The 15,220-nt window shown below is 58.9% G+C and carries 14 protein-coding genes and 1 pseudogene; 12 read left to right on the top strand and 3 right to left on the bottom strand.

Features of this window, described 5'->3' with window-relative positions:
- Nucleotides 1-5: 5 nt before the first annotated feature.
- From ssuE to B9Z52_RS01465, 3 genes are all read left to right on the top strand, one after another.
- Nucleotides 6-596 carry an NADPH-dependent FMN reductase gene (ssuE, locus tag B9Z52_RS01475; protein WP_108412088.1) on the top strand — a complete coding sequence of 197 codons (591 nt, stop codon included), beginning with the start codon at nt 6-8 and terminating at the stop codon, nt 594-596.
- Between the two features lie 234 nt (nt 597-830).
- On the top strand, nt 831-1,046 hold the full coding sequence (locus B9Z52_RS01470; RefSeq protein WP_108412087.1) for a molybdopterin-binding protein: 216 nt from the start codon (nt 831-833) through the stop codon (nt 1,044-1,046).
- A gap of 37 nt (nt 1,047-1,083) precedes the next feature.
- Nucleotides 1,084-2,010 (top strand): CysB family HTH-type transcriptional regulator, encoded by a 927-nt coding sequence (locus tag B9Z52_RS01465; RefSeq protein ID WP_108412086.1) that lies wholly within the window; start codon nt 1,084-1,086, stop codon nt 2,008-2,010.
- A gap of 189 nt (nt 2,011-2,199) precedes the next feature.
- Here the strand turns inward: B9Z52_RS01465 and B9Z52_RS01460 are convergent, their stop codons facing one another.
- On the bottom strand, nt 2,200-3,564 hold the full coding sequence (locus tag B9Z52_RS01460) for an LLM class flavin-dependent oxidoreductase (protein WP_108412085.1): 1,365 nt from the start codon (nt 3,562-3,564) through the stop codon (nt 2,200-2,202).
- 188 nt (nt 3,565-3,752) lie between these two features.
- Between B9Z52_RS01460 and B9Z52_RS01455 the strand changes: the two genes are divergently transcribed.
- The gene (locus B9Z52_RS01455; RefSeq protein ID WP_108412084.1) at nt 3,753-4,622 is read left to right on the top strand and encodes a TauD/TfdA family dioxygenase; all 870 of its coding nucleotides are present in this window, start codon (nt 3,753-3,755) and stop codon (nt 4,620-4,622) included.
- 67 nt (nt 4,623-4,689) lie between these two features.
- Here the strand turns inward: B9Z52_RS01455 and B9Z52_RS01450 are convergent, their stop codons facing one another.
- Complete coding sequence (locus B9Z52_RS01450) at nt 4,690-5,535, bottom strand: KilA-N domain-containing protein (RefSeq protein WP_108412083.1); 846 nt, start codon at nt 5,533-5,535, stop codon at nt 4,690-4,692.
- Between the two features lie 73 nt (nt 5,536-5,608).
- On the opposite strand from B9Z52_RS01450, the gene B9Z52_RS01445 reads away from it, so the two are divergent.
- From B9Z52_RS01445 to B9Z52_RS01410, 8 genes are all read left to right on the top strand, one after another.
- Nucleotides 5,609-5,938 carry a TauD/TfdA family dioxygenase gene (locus B9Z52_RS01445; protein ID WP_233251759.1) on the top strand — a complete coding sequence of 110 codons (330 nt, stop codon included), beginning with the start codon at nt 5,609-5,611 and terminating at the stop codon, nt 5,936-5,938.
- A gap of 464 nt (nt 5,939-6,402) precedes the next feature.
- Nucleotides 6,403-7,512 (top strand): ABC-three component system protein, encoded by a 1,110-nt coding sequence (locus B9Z52_RS01440; protein WP_146182758.1) that lies wholly within the window; start codon nt 6,403-6,405, stop codon nt 7,510-7,512.
- A complete protein-coding gene (locus B9Z52_RS01435; protein ID WP_108412081.1) occupies nt 7,509-7,997 on the top strand; it encodes a three component ABC system middle component in 489 nt (162 codons plus the stop codon). Before B9Z52_RS01440 ends, B9Z52_RS01435 begins: the two co-directional genes overlap by 4 nt.
- Nucleotides 7,994-9,973 carry a DUF3732 domain-containing protein gene (locus B9Z52_RS01430; protein WP_108412080.1) on the top strand — a complete coding sequence of 660 codons (1,980 nt, stop codon included), beginning with the start codon at nt 7,994-7,996 and terminating at the stop codon, nt 9,971-9,973. Before B9Z52_RS01435 ends, B9Z52_RS01430 begins: the two co-directional genes overlap by 4 nt.
- Before the next feature lie 402 nt (nt 9,974-10,375).
- The gene (locus tag B9Z52_RS01425) at nt 10,376-11,452 is read left to right on the top strand and encodes an ABC transporter substrate-binding protein (RefSeq protein WP_108412079.1); all 1,077 of its coding nucleotides are present in this window, start codon (nt 10,376-10,378) and stop codon (nt 11,450-11,452) included.
- A 60-nt stretch (nt 11,453-11,512) separates the two neighbouring features.
- Nucleotides 11,513-12,373: an ABC transporter permease gene (locus B9Z52_RS01420; RefSeq protein ID WP_369907840.1), complete on the top strand. Its 861-nt coding sequence runs from the start codon at nt 11,513-11,515 to the stop codon at nt 12,371-12,373.
- An 11-nt stretch (nt 12,374-12,384) separates the two neighbouring features.
- Nucleotides 12,385-13,167: an ABC transporter permease gene (locus tag B9Z52_RS01415; protein ID WP_108412077.1), complete on the top strand. Its 783-nt coding sequence runs from the start codon at nt 12,385-12,387 to the stop codon at nt 13,165-13,167.
- An 11-nt stretch (nt 13,168-13,178) separates the two neighbouring features.
- Nucleotides 13,179-14,015 carry an ABC transporter ATP-binding protein gene (locus tag B9Z52_RS01410; RefSeq protein ID WP_108412076.1) on the top strand — a complete coding sequence of 279 codons (837 nt, stop codon included), beginning with the start codon at nt 13,179-13,181 and terminating at the stop codon, nt 14,013-14,015.
- 76 nt (nt 14,016-14,091) lie between these two features.
- Here the strand turns inward: B9Z52_RS01410 and B9Z52_RS18050 are convergent.
- A pseudogene (locus B9Z52_RS18050) lies at nt 14,092-15,141 on the bottom strand (virulence RhuM family protein).
- Nucleotides 15,142-15,220 lie beyond the last annotated feature (79 nt).

Below are 15,220 nucleotides of genomic sequence, written 5' to 3'. Positions count from 1 at the left end.
CCGCCATGTCTGTTTTATTGATCGCAGGAAGCCCGTCGGAACGCTCACGCACGGCGGCGCTGCTGGAGGCCACAGGCCAGCGGCTGGAAACCCGGGGCGTGCAAGTGCAGCGCCTGCGGGTGCGTGACCTTAACCCTCAGGCGCTGCTGCTGGCCGACTTCGGACATCCGTCTGTGTTGGCCGCACAAGAGCTGGTGGCCCAAGCCTCGGTGCTGGTGGTGGCCACACCGGTCTACAAGGCGGCCTACAGCGGCATCCTGAAAGTGTTTCTGGACTTGCTGCCGCAAATTGCGCTCAAAGGTAAAACTGTACTGCCCCTGGCCACCGGCGGCAGCCCACATCACATGCTGGCGCTGGACTATGCACTGCGCCCAGTGCTGCAGTCGCTGGGCGCCAAGCACATCCTGCCCGGCATCTATGCCACCGATGCGCAAGTGGTGGTCACCCCCGAAGGCGGCTACCAAGTGGACAGCGAGATCGGCCTCCGACTGGATGAAGCGGTGGATACCCTGGTGGTGGAAAACCTCATCCAGGGCTTGTCCAACTCAGGGCGCTTCAGGTCGGTGCCGTTTTCTGAAGTGCGGTGCAGCGTTTGAGGTGTGGCGTTGTCCTTGACTTTGTAGGAGCCCACCCCTTGGGCTAAGGCTTGCAGGGGGGGTGACGCCACGCACATCGCCCACGGGGTGGGCTCCTACAAGCCAATGCCCTCCATGCCTTGGCACAACACTTCGTAGCGCCTGAGCCATAGAACCCGCAACAGCGGCACGGGCGAAGCCTTGCCTGCTGTCCAGTTTTCATCTTTTCATCAACGGACTTTCAAGGAGAAACCCATGTCCATCCAAGCCATCAACGTTCGCAACCAGTTCAAAGGCAAGATCAAAGAAATCATCCGTGGTGATGTTGTTTCTGAGATCGATGTGCAAACCCCTTGGGGCATCGTCACCTCGGTCATCACTACCAGATCCGTGGACGACTTGAGCCTTCAAGTTGGTTCTGAAGTCGTTGCCTTGGTGAAGTCGACGGAAGTGTCGATTGCCAAACTGTGAGCATTCCCAAGACTTTCAACTCGGTGCGGTTTGAGTCATGAATTTCCAGCAACTCAAATCGGTGCGCGAGGCCGTGCGCTGCAACTTCAACCTGACCGAAGTGGCCAACATGCTGTTCACTTCGCAGCCCGGCGTGAGCCGTCAGATCCGCGAGCTGGAGGACGAGCTGGGTATTGAAATTTTTGTGCGCAATGGCAAGCGCCTGACTGGGCTCACACCGCCCGGTCAGACCTTGTTGCCCTTGGTTGAAAAATTGTTGCTCGGTGCCGACAACATCAAGCGCGTGGGCGACGACTTCAGCGCCAAGCTCAATGGGCAACTTTCCATCGCGGCCACACACTCGCAGGCGCGTTATGCCTTGCCGCATGTGGTGCGCGACTTCCGGCAACTGTTTCCCAACGTGTCGCTGCACCTGCACCAGGGCTCGCCCAAGCAGGTGGCCGAAATGCTGCTCTCGGGCGAGGCCGACATCGGCGTGGCCACCGAAGCGCTGGCGCAATACCCGCAGCTGGTGGCGCTGCCGTGCTACCGCTGGACGCACAGCATCGTGGTGCCGCCGGGCCACCCGCTGCTGGAGGTGAGTGGCCCCGTGAATCTGGCGCAATTGGCGAAGTTCCCCATCATCACCTACGAGCATGGTTACACCGGGCGCTCGCACATCGACGACGCCTTTGCCAAGGAAGGCCTGAGCCCCGATGTGGTGCTGACGGCCATGGACGCCGACGTGATCAAGACCTATGTCGAGTTGGGCATGGGCGTGGGCATCGTCGCGTCGATTGCGGTGGACTCGGACCGTGACACACACCTGCGCCTCTTGGACGCCGGGCATCTGTTCGAAATCAACCAGACCCGCCTGGCCATCCGCCGTGGTGCTTGGCTGCGTGGCTTCGCCTACAGCTTCATCGAAACCTTTGCGCCCACCCTCACGCGTGAGGCGGTGGAGCAGGCGCTGGCCGTCAGTTGAATCAACTTTGTAGGATCGCCCCCCGCGTTGGCACGCCTGCAGTTTGCAGAGGCCGCATCGCGACGCAGGCTTCGCCTACAAATGTAGAAGGCCGTCGCCTGTTAGGTATTTTGTAGGAGCCCACCCCTGTGGGCGATTGCTCGCACACCGCCCATGCATGCCATCGCGCACGGGGTAGTCTCCTAAAGTTCAAGCCACCTTCAGCACGCTGGCATACCGGCTCTCCGGCCGGGCCAGACCCAGGTTCTCGCGCAGGGTGCTGCCTTCGTAGGCGGTGCGAAACAGCCCGCGCCGTTGCAGCTCGGGGATGACCAGGTCCACAAAGTCGTTGAGCGACTCGGGCAGCACAGGCGGCATGACGTTGAAGCCGTCGGCGGCACCTTGTTCAAACCACTCTTGGATCGTGTCAGCGATCTTGGCCGGGGTGCCCACCACCACCAGGTGCCCGCGAGCGCCCGCCAGGTATTCGTAGAGCTGACGGATGGTGTACTTTTCGCGCCGGGCCAGCTCGATCACCACATGCGCTCGGCTGTTCACGCCCTTGGGCGGCTCGGGGTAGTAGGGCGGTGGGGCATCCAAGTCCCATTTTTGCAATTCGTCGAGCGGCCAAAAGGGCGCCAAGGTGCCCAAGCCCACGGCAGGGTGGATCAGCTTTTGCAGCGCGGCCCATTTGGCGTCGGCCTCTTCTTGTGTGCGGCCCACCACGGGCGAGATGCCGGGCAAGACCAGCAGCTGGTCGGGCGTGCGGCCGTGTCTGGCCAGTCGGCCTTTCACATCGGCATAAAAGGCCTGCGCTTCGGCCAGGCTCGTCCAAGCGGTGAAGATCGCCTCGGCCGTGGCGGCAGCCAATTCTTTGCCGTCTTCGCTGGAGCCTGCCTGCACGATCACCGGGTGGCCCTGCGGCGGGCGCTCAATGTTGAGCGGGCCCGACACCTTGAAATGCTGGCCCACATGGTTGAGCTTGTGCAGCTTGTGCGGGTCAAAGTAAACGCCGCTGTCTTTGTTGCGGCTGAAGGCGTCGTCTTCAAAGCTGTCCCACAGGCCTTTGACCACCTCCACAAACTCGTGCGCACGCTCGTAGCGCGTGGCCGGGTCGGGGTGCGCGTCCAGCCCAAAGTTGCCATAAACCGACTCTGCGCTGGTGGTCACCACGTTCCAAGCGGCGCGGCCTTTGCTGATGTGGTCCAGCGACGCAAACTTGCGCGCCAGCAAAAACGGGTCTTCGTAAGTGGTCGACGCCGTGGCCACAAAGCCAATGTGCTTTGTCACGGCAGACAGCGCGGCCCACAGCGTGACCGGCTCGAAGTGCGACACCCGGCCCTGGCGGCTGAACGACTCGTCATCGCCCTGGTGCCAGATGCCGGGGCTGTCGGCCACAAACACCTGGTCAAACAGACCACGCTCGGCCGTTTTGACGACCTCGATGTAGTGGTCAATGTTCACGCCCGAATCGGCCTGTGAGCCGGGGTGCCGCCACGCGGCAATGTGGTGGCCCGTGGGCATGATGAAAGCGCCTAGGCGCAGTTGCCGTTTGGGGGTGTTGGGTTGGCTCATGTCGTGTCCCGCAAAAGTTGAAGAGACAGGCATTCTTGGGCGGCCACCGCGCCCGCACAACGAAGCAAATGGCATGAACAAACGCTGCGCTCATTTGCATATATCGATGCGCCAAAACCTTCTTTGACCTGAGTGCGAATGGTTTTTAAGGTAGAGCCATCTCAAGTCAATTTTGAAAGGAACACGAGATGTCCAAACTCAACGATCTGCCCCAGGCCTACACCCGCTTTGCGGTCGAGCCCTACACCCCCACCATTGGTGCCACCATCCATGGGCTGGATTTGTCCAAGCCCCTGAGCGATGTGGCCCAAAGCGAACTCAAGCAAGCGCTGGCCACCTACGAAGTCCTCTTCTTCCGTGACCAAGTCATCACGCCCGCGCAACAGGTCGAGTTCACCCGCATCTTTGGCCATGTGAACGAAGTCAAGGCTTTCTTTCCCCGCGTGGAAAGCCAGCCCGAGATCGAGATTGTGGAAAGCACCGCCGAGCGCCCCAGCGCCGCCAACAACTGGCACGCCGACATCACCTGGCGCGACAACCCGCCCGTGGGCACCAGCCTGTATGCGCAAGTCATCCCGGCCAGCGGCGGCGACACCATTTGGTCCAGCCTGACCACGGCGTTTGATAAGCTGCCCGCCGAGTTCAAGGCCTACCTGGAAACGCTCACGGCCGTGCACACCTGGGAAATCAGCCGCTGGACCGAATACCTGCTGGGCAAAGACAGCAGCGGCCAACAACTGGCCGAAGCCCGCGCCAAATACCCTCCGGTGGAACACCCCGTGGTGCGTGTGCACCCGATCACCGGCAAAAAGATTTTGTATGTGAACCCCACATTCACGAGCCATATCAAAGGCCTGCCCCGAGCCCAGAGCGACGCGCTGCTCACGCAGCTGTATGCGCTCGTCACCGTGCCTGAAGTCCAGGCCCGCCTGCGCTGGCAACCCAACACCCTGGCCGTGTGGGACAACCGATCCACCCAGCATTACGCCGTGGGTGACTACTTCCCGCAGCACCGCAAGCTGCACCGCATCACCTTCACCGCCGATCAGGCGTTCTGATCGCATACCCCTTGTCGACTGAATCTTGGCGGGTTCATTTGGCCCACGGCGAAAGCCGTGGGTTTTTTTATGGATATTTATGGCTATTTTTGTGGCTATTGGCGTTTGATTTTTTACCCAACTGTTGAACCCTGGCGTCCGCCAGCAGGAGTGTCATTTGTCCGATAGCGGTTTGGTTTAACAGCTTCAAGCGCTCACCTTGTGGCAAGCCTTGTCCAATGAAATGCGCGTTCAGGGTTTCGAGATTGGCCAAGCAGACCAATTGCGCTGCGTTAGCTTCATCACGGATATTGCCTTTGTGCGCGGGGTTCTCGTCTCGCCACTGTTTGGCGGTCTTGCCGAACAATGCCATGTTGAGCAAGTCAGCTTCGTTGGCATAGATCATGCCGCTTTGTATTGCAGTAATTTTTGCCGGTATCAAATGCGCCCTGATCGCATCGGTATGGATGCGGTAGTTGATTTTTGTGAGGTTGCGACGGATGTCCCAGCCAAGCTGCTGTTGTTCGATATCTTTGAGGCGCTGGAATTCTTTGATCAGGTAAATTTTGAATTCGGCACTGATCCACATGCCGAATTCAAAAGCAATGTCCTTGTGGGCATAAGTACCCCCATAGCGTCCTGCTTTGGCAGTGAGACCGATGGCATTGGTCTTTTCCACCCACTCCTTGACGCTGATCTTGTAGCTGTTCAGACCCGCCTGACTTTTAATTGTGGCGAATTCGCCGTAATTAAACGCCGGATTGTGGACTTGTTCCCAGATTCCCAAAAACTCAACAGTGTTGCGGTTGCGCAGCCAATCGGATATGAAGAAGTCCCCATCCTTGGCTTTGAGCATATCGGTCAAGGAAATAAAGTCCATGTCGTTGATAGAAACGACAGCAACTGATGTGCCTTTCACTTCAATTTTTGCCATGTGAATGTCTCCCTGATTGAAATTGTCTGAGTCACTGGCTGGCACTTGTATGCACCAGTAATGAAGTCTATCAGTGCAAGCTTTGGCCGGGGCCCGCGCCAAATACCCGCCGGTTGAACACCCCGTGGTGCGCGTGCACCCCGTCACAGGCAAAAAGATTTTGTATGTGAACCCCACTTTCACGAGCCACATCAAGGGCCTGCCCCGTGCGCAAAGCGACGCGTTGCTTACGCAGCTGTATGCGCTGATCACCGTGCCCGAATACCAGGCGCGCTTGCGCTGGCAGCCCAACACCCTGGCCGTGTGGGACAACCGGTCCACCCAGCACTACGCCGTGGGCGACTATTTCCCGCAACACCGCAAGCTGCACCGCATCACCTTCACGGCGGATCAGGCGTTCTGATCGCATACCCCTTGTTGACTGAATCTTGGCGGGTTCATTTGGCCCACGGCGAAAGCCGTGGGTTTTTTTGTTTGTTGGGGCAGGGGATTGAGAGCTGATTGGGTCATGGTTTTGATAGATTTATAGGTTGGCGGTTTGGGCAGAATCATGCGCAATCAAAGTCAACTAAAAGCTGAAAGCGCAAGATCGAGACTGGCTGCTATGTGGCACCTTAAAAGCTGGATGTCCAGCCTGAATGTTACGCAATCTAGTCATTGGTGTTGATGGGATCAGCTGAGTCGCCAGAGCGCAGGTTATTCAGATTGGAGAATCCGGCCAACGGAATTTGGATTACGGCTACCCCCATGCGGTTAGCTGATGGCTATAAGGGGGAAAGGGACGTGGTAACAAAGACAGACAAGTACGCCGCAGGCGAGCAAGGCTTAGGTTACGTGTACCAAATTCGGTTCGCACTGGCGCACCTTATGAGGCAGGACGACGAGAGTTCGTTCCTTCTCATCGAGGCCGACGACGATGTCCAGGTGAAGGACGTCAACGGCAAGGACAAACTGATCTCCCTCAAGCACAAGAAGGAAGGCGAAACCGTAGGCACTCTTTCTGTCGACTTCTGGAAGTCCGTGCGTATCTGGCTGGACCGATACAAACGGGATGGCAAACTGGCCTGCAGCCACGCCTACTGCATGGCCACTACGGCTCGTGTCGGTCCGAACTCGATGCTGAAGCATTTCCAGGCCGATGCAGAGCCTCAGCCGGCGGACTTCGCCGCCAAGCTGCTTGCCGAGCTGCAGAACTCCTCGACTGAGCTGACCACAGAGATCAAAGCTTCGATGGCCGACCTGAGCGACACCGAACTCGGCGACTTCTTCTCCCGCATCGTCATCGCCGACTGCTCTCTTCGTATCAACGAGCTCGAGGCCGCAGTCGCCAGCCAGCTGAAGTCGGTCATCCCCAAGTTCCGCACTGACGTCCGCGAGCGCCTTGAAGGCTGGTGGTTTGGTCAGGCTATTGAGCTCATCCGGAAGAAGCGCGCACCCATAACTTCTTCGGAAGTGTGGTTGATGGTCTCCTCCATCTCCAACCAGTACCACGATGAGCGCTTACCAGTCACGTTCGAGGAAGAGGTTCCGCCTGAAGGGGTTGACCCTTTGAACGACTCGCGCCAGTTCGTCCAGCAGCTTCGCTCAATAAGTATCGATACCGTCGGGCTCGAGATGGCCATCCTGGACTTCTACCGCGCCGTTTCCCAGCGCTCGCACTGGGCACGGGTTGACGTGTTGCTGGGTGGCGAGATGAAGAGGTTCGAAGCCCGGCTTGTCGAAGAATGGAAGCGTGCGAAGTCGTGGGTTTCCATTAAAGGCCTTAGCACCGACGCTCAGGTTCTGGAAGCTGGGCAGCTCCTGTACCAATGGGCCGAGAACGAGTCGAGGCACCTGCAGATACGCAAGCAGGTCACCGAGGACTTCATCCGTCGAGGTAGCTTCCACATTCTGGCTGATGAGAAGCCGGAACCACGTGTTTACTGGCATCCGAAGTTCCTCGATATGCTGAAGACCCCGGTGGGGGCGGTACCATGATTGACTGGAGAGAACGACCGTTCGAGGAGCGCAACCTCTTCAATCCCGCGTTCTGCGCGCTCGTCATCGCCGCAGCCATCCGTGCGCACGAACGCACTGCGGGCAAGCCGATGCCTTACTCACTCGCGCTGCTGGTGCTACCGCTTTGCCTGCACCCAACGACCCGGGATGAGATCCTCGACAACAAGTCAATCTCCGTCCTGAGGGTCATCGCCCTGCGTCCCGAGCTGTTGATTCACTTCGCGCCCCGTGCCAAAGCTCTCGTGCAGTACGCCCTTGAGGCGTTCGCCCTGCTGTCGAGCAAAGGCTGTATCGAGGTCACCGACGACGGATGCATCAGTTTGCTGCCTCGCAAGGTGTCTCCTAAATCGCTGCCTACAGCAGATGCAGAAGCATGCCGCGTGGCAGCCACGGTCGTCGGCCGTGACTTCGCACGAATCAATGACCGCGTGACGATCTACACAAGCCTGTCTATCCGCCCATGAAAATTGCCTCTATCCATATCTACAGCCATGACGGTCGCCGGCGGGATCAGCCTTTTGAAACCGAAGGGCTGAATATCATCACGGGCCTGGCGTCCACTGGAAAATCGTCACTCTCCGACATCGTCGAGTACTGCATGGGCGAGGCCGACTGCAAGATTGCAGAGGGCTTCATTCGCGAGAAGGTGTCCTGGTTTGCTGTCACCTTCCAGTTTCCTGGCCAGCAGGTGTTTGTGGCCAAGCCGAATCCGAGGCCCGGGCGTGTCCAGTGCTCTCTCGCGATGCTGCTGCGCGGTGCGAAAATCAAGACTCCTGACTTCGAGGATCTCGCTCACAACGGCGGCGATGAACTTGTTCAGCAGGTACTGTCTTCGATGCTCGGTATCCCTGAGACAAAGACTGCGGTGCCGGAGCGCAGCAGCCGCGTCAGCTACTCAGTGAACGTCAAGCACACCACCTACTACCTGTTCCAGAAGCAGGGACTGGTCGCCAGCAAGGATCTTCTGTTTTACAGGCAGAGCGAAGAACACCTCCCTCAGGCTATCCGCGACACCTTCGCTGTGCTGTTCGGGATTTCGCAGCTTGCTGACATGGAGACGGAGGCCAACCGTCGAGCCACGCAGCGTGAGTTGAAGATTGCCACTAAGGAGCTGCGTTCCGCCGAGGAGGCAGAGGAAGCGCTGGACACCAAGGGTGTTGGGCTGCTTGCCGAAGCGCGAGCCGTCGGCATCCAATTCGGCAGCGCATCGGCATCGGATATGCCTGAGAGCACTGGGCCGGCCAGTGATCTGGTTGCATCCCTGCGTCAGGTACTGAGCTGGAGACCTGGATCCACTCCTTTGATGGCTAACAGCGAGATGGCCAAGTTGCAGGCGCGTCGGCTCAGCTTGCGCATGCAGCGCAACGACGTGCAGGGCGAGATTGCCGCCACCCAGCGGTATGTGAAAGGGGCCTCAGAGTTCGAGAGTGAGATTCACGAGCAGCGGGCAAGGTTGGAATCCATCAACGCCCTGCCCCGCAGCGCAGATGGCGCTTGGCAGTGGCCGTTCCTCAGGGAGGAGGACGCCCGCATGGACGGCATTGCTCAGGCGCTTTTGGGTGAACTCTCCAGCCTCAGCGAAGAACTTCAGTCCGTCGGTGGCGCCCGTCCGCGGCTGGATCAGCGACTTGCGACCTTGACCGAGAAGTCCAGCAGCCTGGCAGCTGAAATTCGCCAGCTAGAGCAGAGCATCAACGCCGCAGTGCTGATTGAAGAGAAGGCCGTGGCGTTGGCGGATGCTAATGCTCAGGCGTCCAGGGTGCAGGGCCGTGTGAGCTTCTACCTTGAAAGCCTAAAGCCTAGCGACGCCATCAACACCTTGAAGCTCAAGGTCCAGCGACTCCAGGCCAAACTTGATGAGCTCATTCTGGACGCCGGCGCGGAGGACGATGCTGAAGCGCGGATGCACTCGGTTTTGACGAATATCTCCTCAACTATGACTTCGCTCATTGGCGAGTTCAAGCCGTTTTTCTGGGAGTTTCCGTTCTGGGTGGACATGCGCGATCTCACGGTTGTGGTTCAGAGGCCCGGCAATCCGGTGCCCATGAAGCGGACGGGGGGTGGTGCCAACTGGCTCGCATATCACATGTCCGCCCTGCTGGCGATGCATCACTACGCGTCCAAGAACGGTGTCCCGATCCCTCGCTTCTTGATGCTCGACCAGCCAACACAGGTGTACTTCCCCACGCAGATTGCCTATGAGGCGGCTGCCGGCGACATCCAGCGTGTGCAGCAAACAAAAGACGCGGACTTGGTTGCCGCAAGGCGCTTGTTCGAGATTCTTCTCAACTACACGAAGAAGGTGGTACCTGGATTCCAAATCATCGTCACAGAACATGCGAACTTCGCGGACGAGTGGTTCCAAGATGCGCTCGTGGAGGAACCTTGGATGAGTCCGCCAGCGCTGGTGCCGCACGACTGGCCCAGCTGGCAGCAGTAGCGACGATACCTACAGACAACGCCAGGTATGGCCGAGAGATCGCCACTGATGCGCGGGAGTGGGAACCATTCCTAATCATTCTGCAGCCTTCGCTGCACGATTGCCCCTAGAAGCTGGCAGAGTTGCTGGTAAAGCAATATGCCAGTGGCGGTTAGCGACGCTTGCCGCTCAGTTCAAATGCTGAACGGTAAATTATGGATGGTGAGTTCAGTACGCGAAGGACGGCATTCGCTGCAATACTGGATTGGCTGCACTTCTTTGAGTCCAGAAGTCTGAATCGCAGCCCGCCACCATCTATCTATATTCCCAACTCATCTAAGCCATTTCTTATCTGATTTGATTCGTTTTCATCACAAGGTCGCGTGAATAAAGTCACTCCATTGCACAAACAAGGAGTGAGTGATGAACAGACGAATTGCCCATTGGGCTTTGGCTTGGGGCCTGTTGGGGGGAGCACTGGCGCAGGCGCAAGACATCAAAACAGAGGCACCTGCCGTGATCCGCATTGGTGTGGCCACCGTGGGCGTGGGCAACCCGATTCGGCATGGCGGCACCAGCACTGCGCTGGCCTATGCCGACAAGGCGATTGAAGACGAGTTCCGCAAGGACGGCACCAAGGTCGAGTGGATTTTCTTCAAGGGCGCTGGCCCCGCTGTGAACGAGGCGCTGGTCAACAAGCAGCTGGACTTGGCTTGGCAGGGCGACTTGCCTTCCATCGTGCACCGCGCTGCCGGGGTCAAGACCAAGATCATTTTGGGCAGTGGTGTGCGCAATGGTTTGTACCTGGGCGTGGCACCCGAGTCGAACATCCGCCGCATCGAAGACCTGCGTGGCAAAAAGGTGGCCGTGTTCAAGGGCACCAACCTGCACCTGGCCGCTGTGCGTGCGCTGGCCGACCACGGCCTGAAAGAAAAAGACGTCAAGCTGATCAACCTCGACCCAGCGGCCTCTGCGGCGGCGCTGGTGTCCAAGGACATTGACGCGAGTTTTGACTACGTCGGCCTCTTCAACCTGCGTGACAAGGGGCTGGCCAAGATCATCTGGTCGGCGCACGAGGACAACTTCAAATACACCCGCCAGACCGCCTTGCTGGTGACCGACGAGTTTGCCGCCAAGCACCCCAAAGCGGTGGAGCGCGTGGTCAAGGTGATTGTGAAATACGCCCACAAATACTCTGACGAAAACCGCCGTGCCGAGCTGTTTGACGCTTGGGGCAAGGCCGAGTACCCCGACAAGATCTGGCGCGAAGACTTCATTGGCCAGCCGCTGCGCGTGCGCCTCTCGCCGTTGCTCGATCCTTTCTTGGTGGCGCGTTACAAGGACGCGGCCAACGAGTCGTTTGACCTCAAGCTGACCCGAGGCAAGCCCGAGATCGACAGCTGGTTTGACCGCAGCTACCTGAACGCCGCGCTCAAGGAACTCAAGCTCGAAAACTACTGGCCTGCCTACGCGGCCAACGGCCAGCAGGTCGGCCGCTGAGTGGGGTGTCGGATGCCTGCTGTTCTGAATTTGGTGTTGTCGGCCACTGTGCCTTCGGCTTTGTCCTCTGCCATCACCTCGTCATTGCCCGTGACGCCCCAGCATAAAATCGCCCGCCCGTTAGCGCCTGCGCGCAGCCGGGTCTGGCTGCAAGGGCTGCGTGCCTGGGCTGTGGACTGGTTGCTGGCTTGGGTGGTGCCTTTGCTCTTGCTGGGCTTGTGGGCTTTGTCCAGCCACCACGAGTGGATCGCCTTGCAGGTGTTGCCCAGCCCGCAGCAGGTGTGGGCCACGCTGGTGGACCTGACCCGCTCGGGCGAGTTGCTGGACAACCTGCAGATCAGCGCGGTGCGGGTGCTGTATGGCTTTGGCATCGGCGCGTCGGTCGGTCTGGCGCTCGGCGTGGCCCTGGGTTTGTCGCGCAGCTTCAACGCCTATGTGTTTCCGCTGTTCAAGGCCATCAGCCAGGTGCCGGTCATCGGCTGGCTGCCGCTGCTCATGCTGCTGGTGGGCATTGACGAGGCGCTCAAGTTTTTACTCATCGCCAAGGCGGCGCTGGTGCCGGTGGCGGTCAACACTTGCCAGGGCATTCAGGGCGTAGCCAACGCGTATGTCGAGGTGGCCAAGGTGTTTCGCTTCACGCGCTGGCAGTTGCTGACCAAAGTGGTGTTCCCGGCCGCCACGGCGCAGATCTGGAACGGGCTGCGCTACGGCTTCACCCACGCCTGGCTGGCCCTGGTGGTGGTGGAGTTGCTGGCCTCGTCCGAGGGCATCGGTTTCATGATCGTCTATGGCCGCCAGCTGTTCCAGCTCGACATCGTGCTGGCCGCCGTGGTGGTGGTGGGCGTGCTGGGTTACCTGATCGACAAGGTGTTGGGCGCGGCCGAGTCGCATTTGCTGCGCTGGCGCAACCCGGGTTTGTGAGAGGACAGGGCATGTTTCATTTGAACTTGAATTTGAAAAGCCTGCGTGGCTTTGTGTTGCCAGCCGCTTTGCTGCTGCTGTGGTGGCTGGCGGTGGAGCTGAAGTGGTCCACCTCGCCGATTTTGGTGTCGCCCGTGGCCGTGTGGGACCGCGCTGTGGCGCAAGTGGCCAGTGGCGAGTTGTGGGCGGCGCTGTCGGCCAGCCTGTGGCGCGATGCGCAGGGCTTTGTGATCGGCACGCTGGCGGGGCTGTTGTTTGGCTCGTTGCTGGGCGCGTCGCGCTGGTTTGAAAAGCTGCTGGGCCCGAGCTTTCACACGCTCAAACAGATTTCGCTGTTCGCGTGGATTCCGCTTTTGTCGGTGTGGTTTGGCCTGGGCGACAGCGCCAAGATCGCCTTCATCGCCATGGCAGCGTTCTTTCCGGTGGTACTCAACACCTTTGAGGGGTTTCGCAGCGTGCCGCGCGAGTTGATCGAGGTGGCCCGGGTGTTCGCCTTCTCGCCGCTGCAGTTGTGGCGGCGGGTGGTCTTGCCTGCGGCAGCGCCGTCCATCTTCACGGGCATTCACCTGTCACTCATCTACACCTGGCTGGCCACGCTCGGGGCCGAGTACCTGCTGGTCTCGGGCCAAGGCATTGGCAACACCCTGATCGACGGCCGCGAGCACTTCTGGATGGACCTGGTGCTGTTCGGCGTGCTGGTGATCGGTGCGGTGGGCTATGTGCTCAACCTCGCGCTGTCATTGATTGAAAAACGTTTGTTGGCATGGCGTCAAAACACCATTGCCCAGTATTGAAAGACTTCCCTATGGCACACGCCGGAACATTGGCCATCACGGGCCTTTACAAAAACTACGAGGTCAAGGGTGACACCTTGCCTGTGTTGCAGGACATCAACCTGAGTATTGCGCCGGGCGAGTTTGTGAGCATTGTCGGCAGCAGCGGCTGTGGCAAGAGCACGCTGCTGCGCCTGATCATCGGGCTCGAAGAGGGCTATGACGGCGAGATCGCGTTGGACGGCCAGCGCGTCAAGGGCACGAGCTTGCAGCGCGGCATTGTGTTTCAGGAGCATCGCCTGTTCCCTTGGCTCACCGTGGAAGAAAACATTGGTCTGGGCCTGCTCAACTCGAACCAGACCGAGGGCCAGCGTCGCATCGCCGTGCGCGAGCACATCGCGCTGGTGGGCCTGCTGGGCTTTGAAAAGGCTTACCCCTACCAGCTATCGGGCGGCATGTCGCAGCGCGTGGCGATTGCCCGTGCGCTGGTCAACCGGCCCGAAATATTGCTGCTCGACGAGCCCTTTGGCGCACTGGACGCGATGACACGCGCCCACCTGCAGCAAGAGCTCAAGCGCATTTGGCAGAGCGAGGGCATCACCATGATTTTGGTGACGCACGACGTGGAAGAAGCCGTGTACCTGGGCGACCGTGTGGTGGTGATGGAGCCGCGCCCGGGGCGCATCCGCCGCACCATTCCTGTGGACCTGCCGCACCCTCGCGACCGCGCCAGCTACGCCTTTGCGCAGGTCAAAGACCGGGTGCTGGCCGAGTTTGCAGAGCATTCCCCCGCCGACCTGGCCGAGCCGCCGCTGCGCGAGCCACTGCTCGCCAAAGCTGCCATCGACGCTTGGCAGTTTGCCGTTTGACCTGACTCTTGTAGGAGCCAACCCTGTGGGCGATGACCCGCAGGGCACAGCCGACATTCGCCCGCAGGAGCGACCTCTACCGTTTCTTGTCTACCCCGATTTGTTGGATCAAGCGGTCAAAGTCGCTTTCAAACAAGTGGTCTTGAACGATGCGGTATTTTTCAAACTCAGATTCAGCGTGGGCCTTGGCAATTTCGGCGGTGACTTTGCCTGCATCTTGCAAGACATTTCGGTCGGTGGCTTCGATGAAGCGGTTCAGGCGCGTTTCCCAATCTTGCATGGTCATGGGGATTTTGCGCAATGCCATATCTTCGGCCACATCCAGGTAGGCTGACACTAGACGTTACAGCTGCGCCATTTCAGTTTCGGTCAGGTAGTTTTTGGCGACGACCACATCAAACTTTTGGATCTTGCCGCTGGGCGCATCTTTCCAAGAGGTCAGGCCCATGTTTTCCTTTTGGGCATCGGCATGCTGGACGATGACTTCGGCTGCGGTTTGCTCGTGGATTGCCCAGTGCAGTTTGTTTTGGACCGTAGAAAAAAACCGTTTGGTGGCCTGCGCACTGATGTCGTAATCAATCGACGTGGCGTAGATGTCGGTGATCTTTTGATAAAACTTGCGTTCCGATAGACGGATCTTCCGGATGCGTTGCAGCTGCTCTTCAAAATACTGCTGTGTGAGCACCGAGCCATCGTTTTTCAGGCGTTCATCGTCCATCGCAAAGCCTTTGATGGTGAACGACTCGACGATGCCTGTGGCCCATTTTCGGAATTGCACGGCACGGTCTGAATTGACCTTGTAGCCGACAGCGATGATGGCCGACAGGTTGTAATGCTGAGTGTTGTAGTTTTTGCCGTCAGCGGCAGTTATTCGAAAATTTCGAATAACTGAATCTTCGATCAGTTCGCTATCGGCAAACACTTTTTTCAGATGGTAGTTGATGGTGTGGGTTTCCACGTCATAGAGCATGCCCATCATCTTGTGCGTCAGCCACACGTTTTCGTCGGCATAGATCGCTTCCACACCACTTTGCCCAGCAGCGGCCACAAAGGTCAGGTACTCCGCTGCCGAGGAACGCACCAGCACTTTGGACGGTAGGGACAGAGGGGTCTTTTTGTTGCTCATCGGGGTGACCTGCACAGCGTGTTGGAGGGGTCTTGGCGTCGTGCTAAAAGCAATTTTCAATCACAATCAGTCTAGCAGA

Origin of the sequence: Limnohabitans sp. Jir72 (assembly GCF_003063575.1) — a bacterium.
GTDB lineage: Bacteria > Pseudomonadota > Gammaproteobacteria > Burkholderiales > Burkholderiaceae_C > Limnohabitans_A.
Note: the sequence above shows the minus strand (reverse complement) of the source record. Positions and strands in the feature narration are given on the sequence as shown.

What these genes read in the sequence shown, in the direction of transcription:
- B9Z52_RS01440 (WP_146182758.1), top strand. Translation starts at nt 6,403, where the DNA reads ATGAGGCAGGACGACGAGAGTTCGTTCCTTCTCATCGAGGCCGACGAC.
- B9Z52_RS01435 (WP_108412081.1), top strand. Translation starts at nt 7,509, where the DNA reads ATGATTGACTGGAGAGAACGACCGTTCGAGGAGCGCAACCTCTTCAAT.
- B9Z52_RS01410 (WP_108412076.1), top strand. Translation starts at nt 13,179, where the DNA reads ATGGCACACGCCGGAACATTGGCCATCACGGGCCTTTACAAAAACTAC.
- ssuE (WP_108412088.1), top strand. Translation starts at nt 6, where the DNA reads ATGTCTGTTTTATTGATCGCAGGAAGCCCGTCGGAACGCTCACGCACG.
- B9Z52_RS01460 (WP_108412085.1), bottom strand. Translation starts at nt 3,564, where the DNA reads ATGAGCCAACCCAACACCCCCAAACGGCAACTGCGCCTAGGCGCTTTC.
- B9Z52_RS01465 (WP_108412086.1), top strand. Translation starts at nt 1,084, where the DNA reads ATGAATTTCCAGCAACTCAAATCGGTGCGCGAGGCCGTGCGCTGCAAC.
- B9Z52_RS01425 (WP_108412079.1), top strand. Translation starts at nt 10,376, where the DNA reads ATGAACAGACGAATTGCCCATTGGGCTTTGGCTTGGGGCCTGTTGGGG.
- B9Z52_RS01415 (WP_108412077.1), top strand. Translation starts at nt 12,385, where the DNA reads ATGTTTCATTTGAACTTGAATTTGAAAAGCCTGCGTGGCTTTGTGTTG.
- B9Z52_RS01470 (WP_108412087.1), top strand. Translation starts at nt 831, where the DNA reads ATGTCCATCCAAGCCATCAACGTTCGCAACCAGTTCAAAGGCAAGATC.
- B9Z52_RS01430 (WP_108412080.1), top strand. Translation starts at nt 7,994, where the DNA reads ATGAAAATTGCCTCTATCCATATCTACAGCCATGACGGTCGCCGGCGG.
- B9Z52_RS01455 (WP_108412084.1), top strand. Translation starts at nt 3,753, where the DNA reads ATGTCCAAACTCAACGATCTGCCCCAGGCCTACACCCGCTTTGCGGTC.
- B9Z52_RS01450 (WP_108412083.1), bottom strand. Translation starts at nt 5,535, where the DNA reads ATGGCAAAAATTGAAGTGAAAGGCACATCAGTTGCTGTCGTTTCTATC.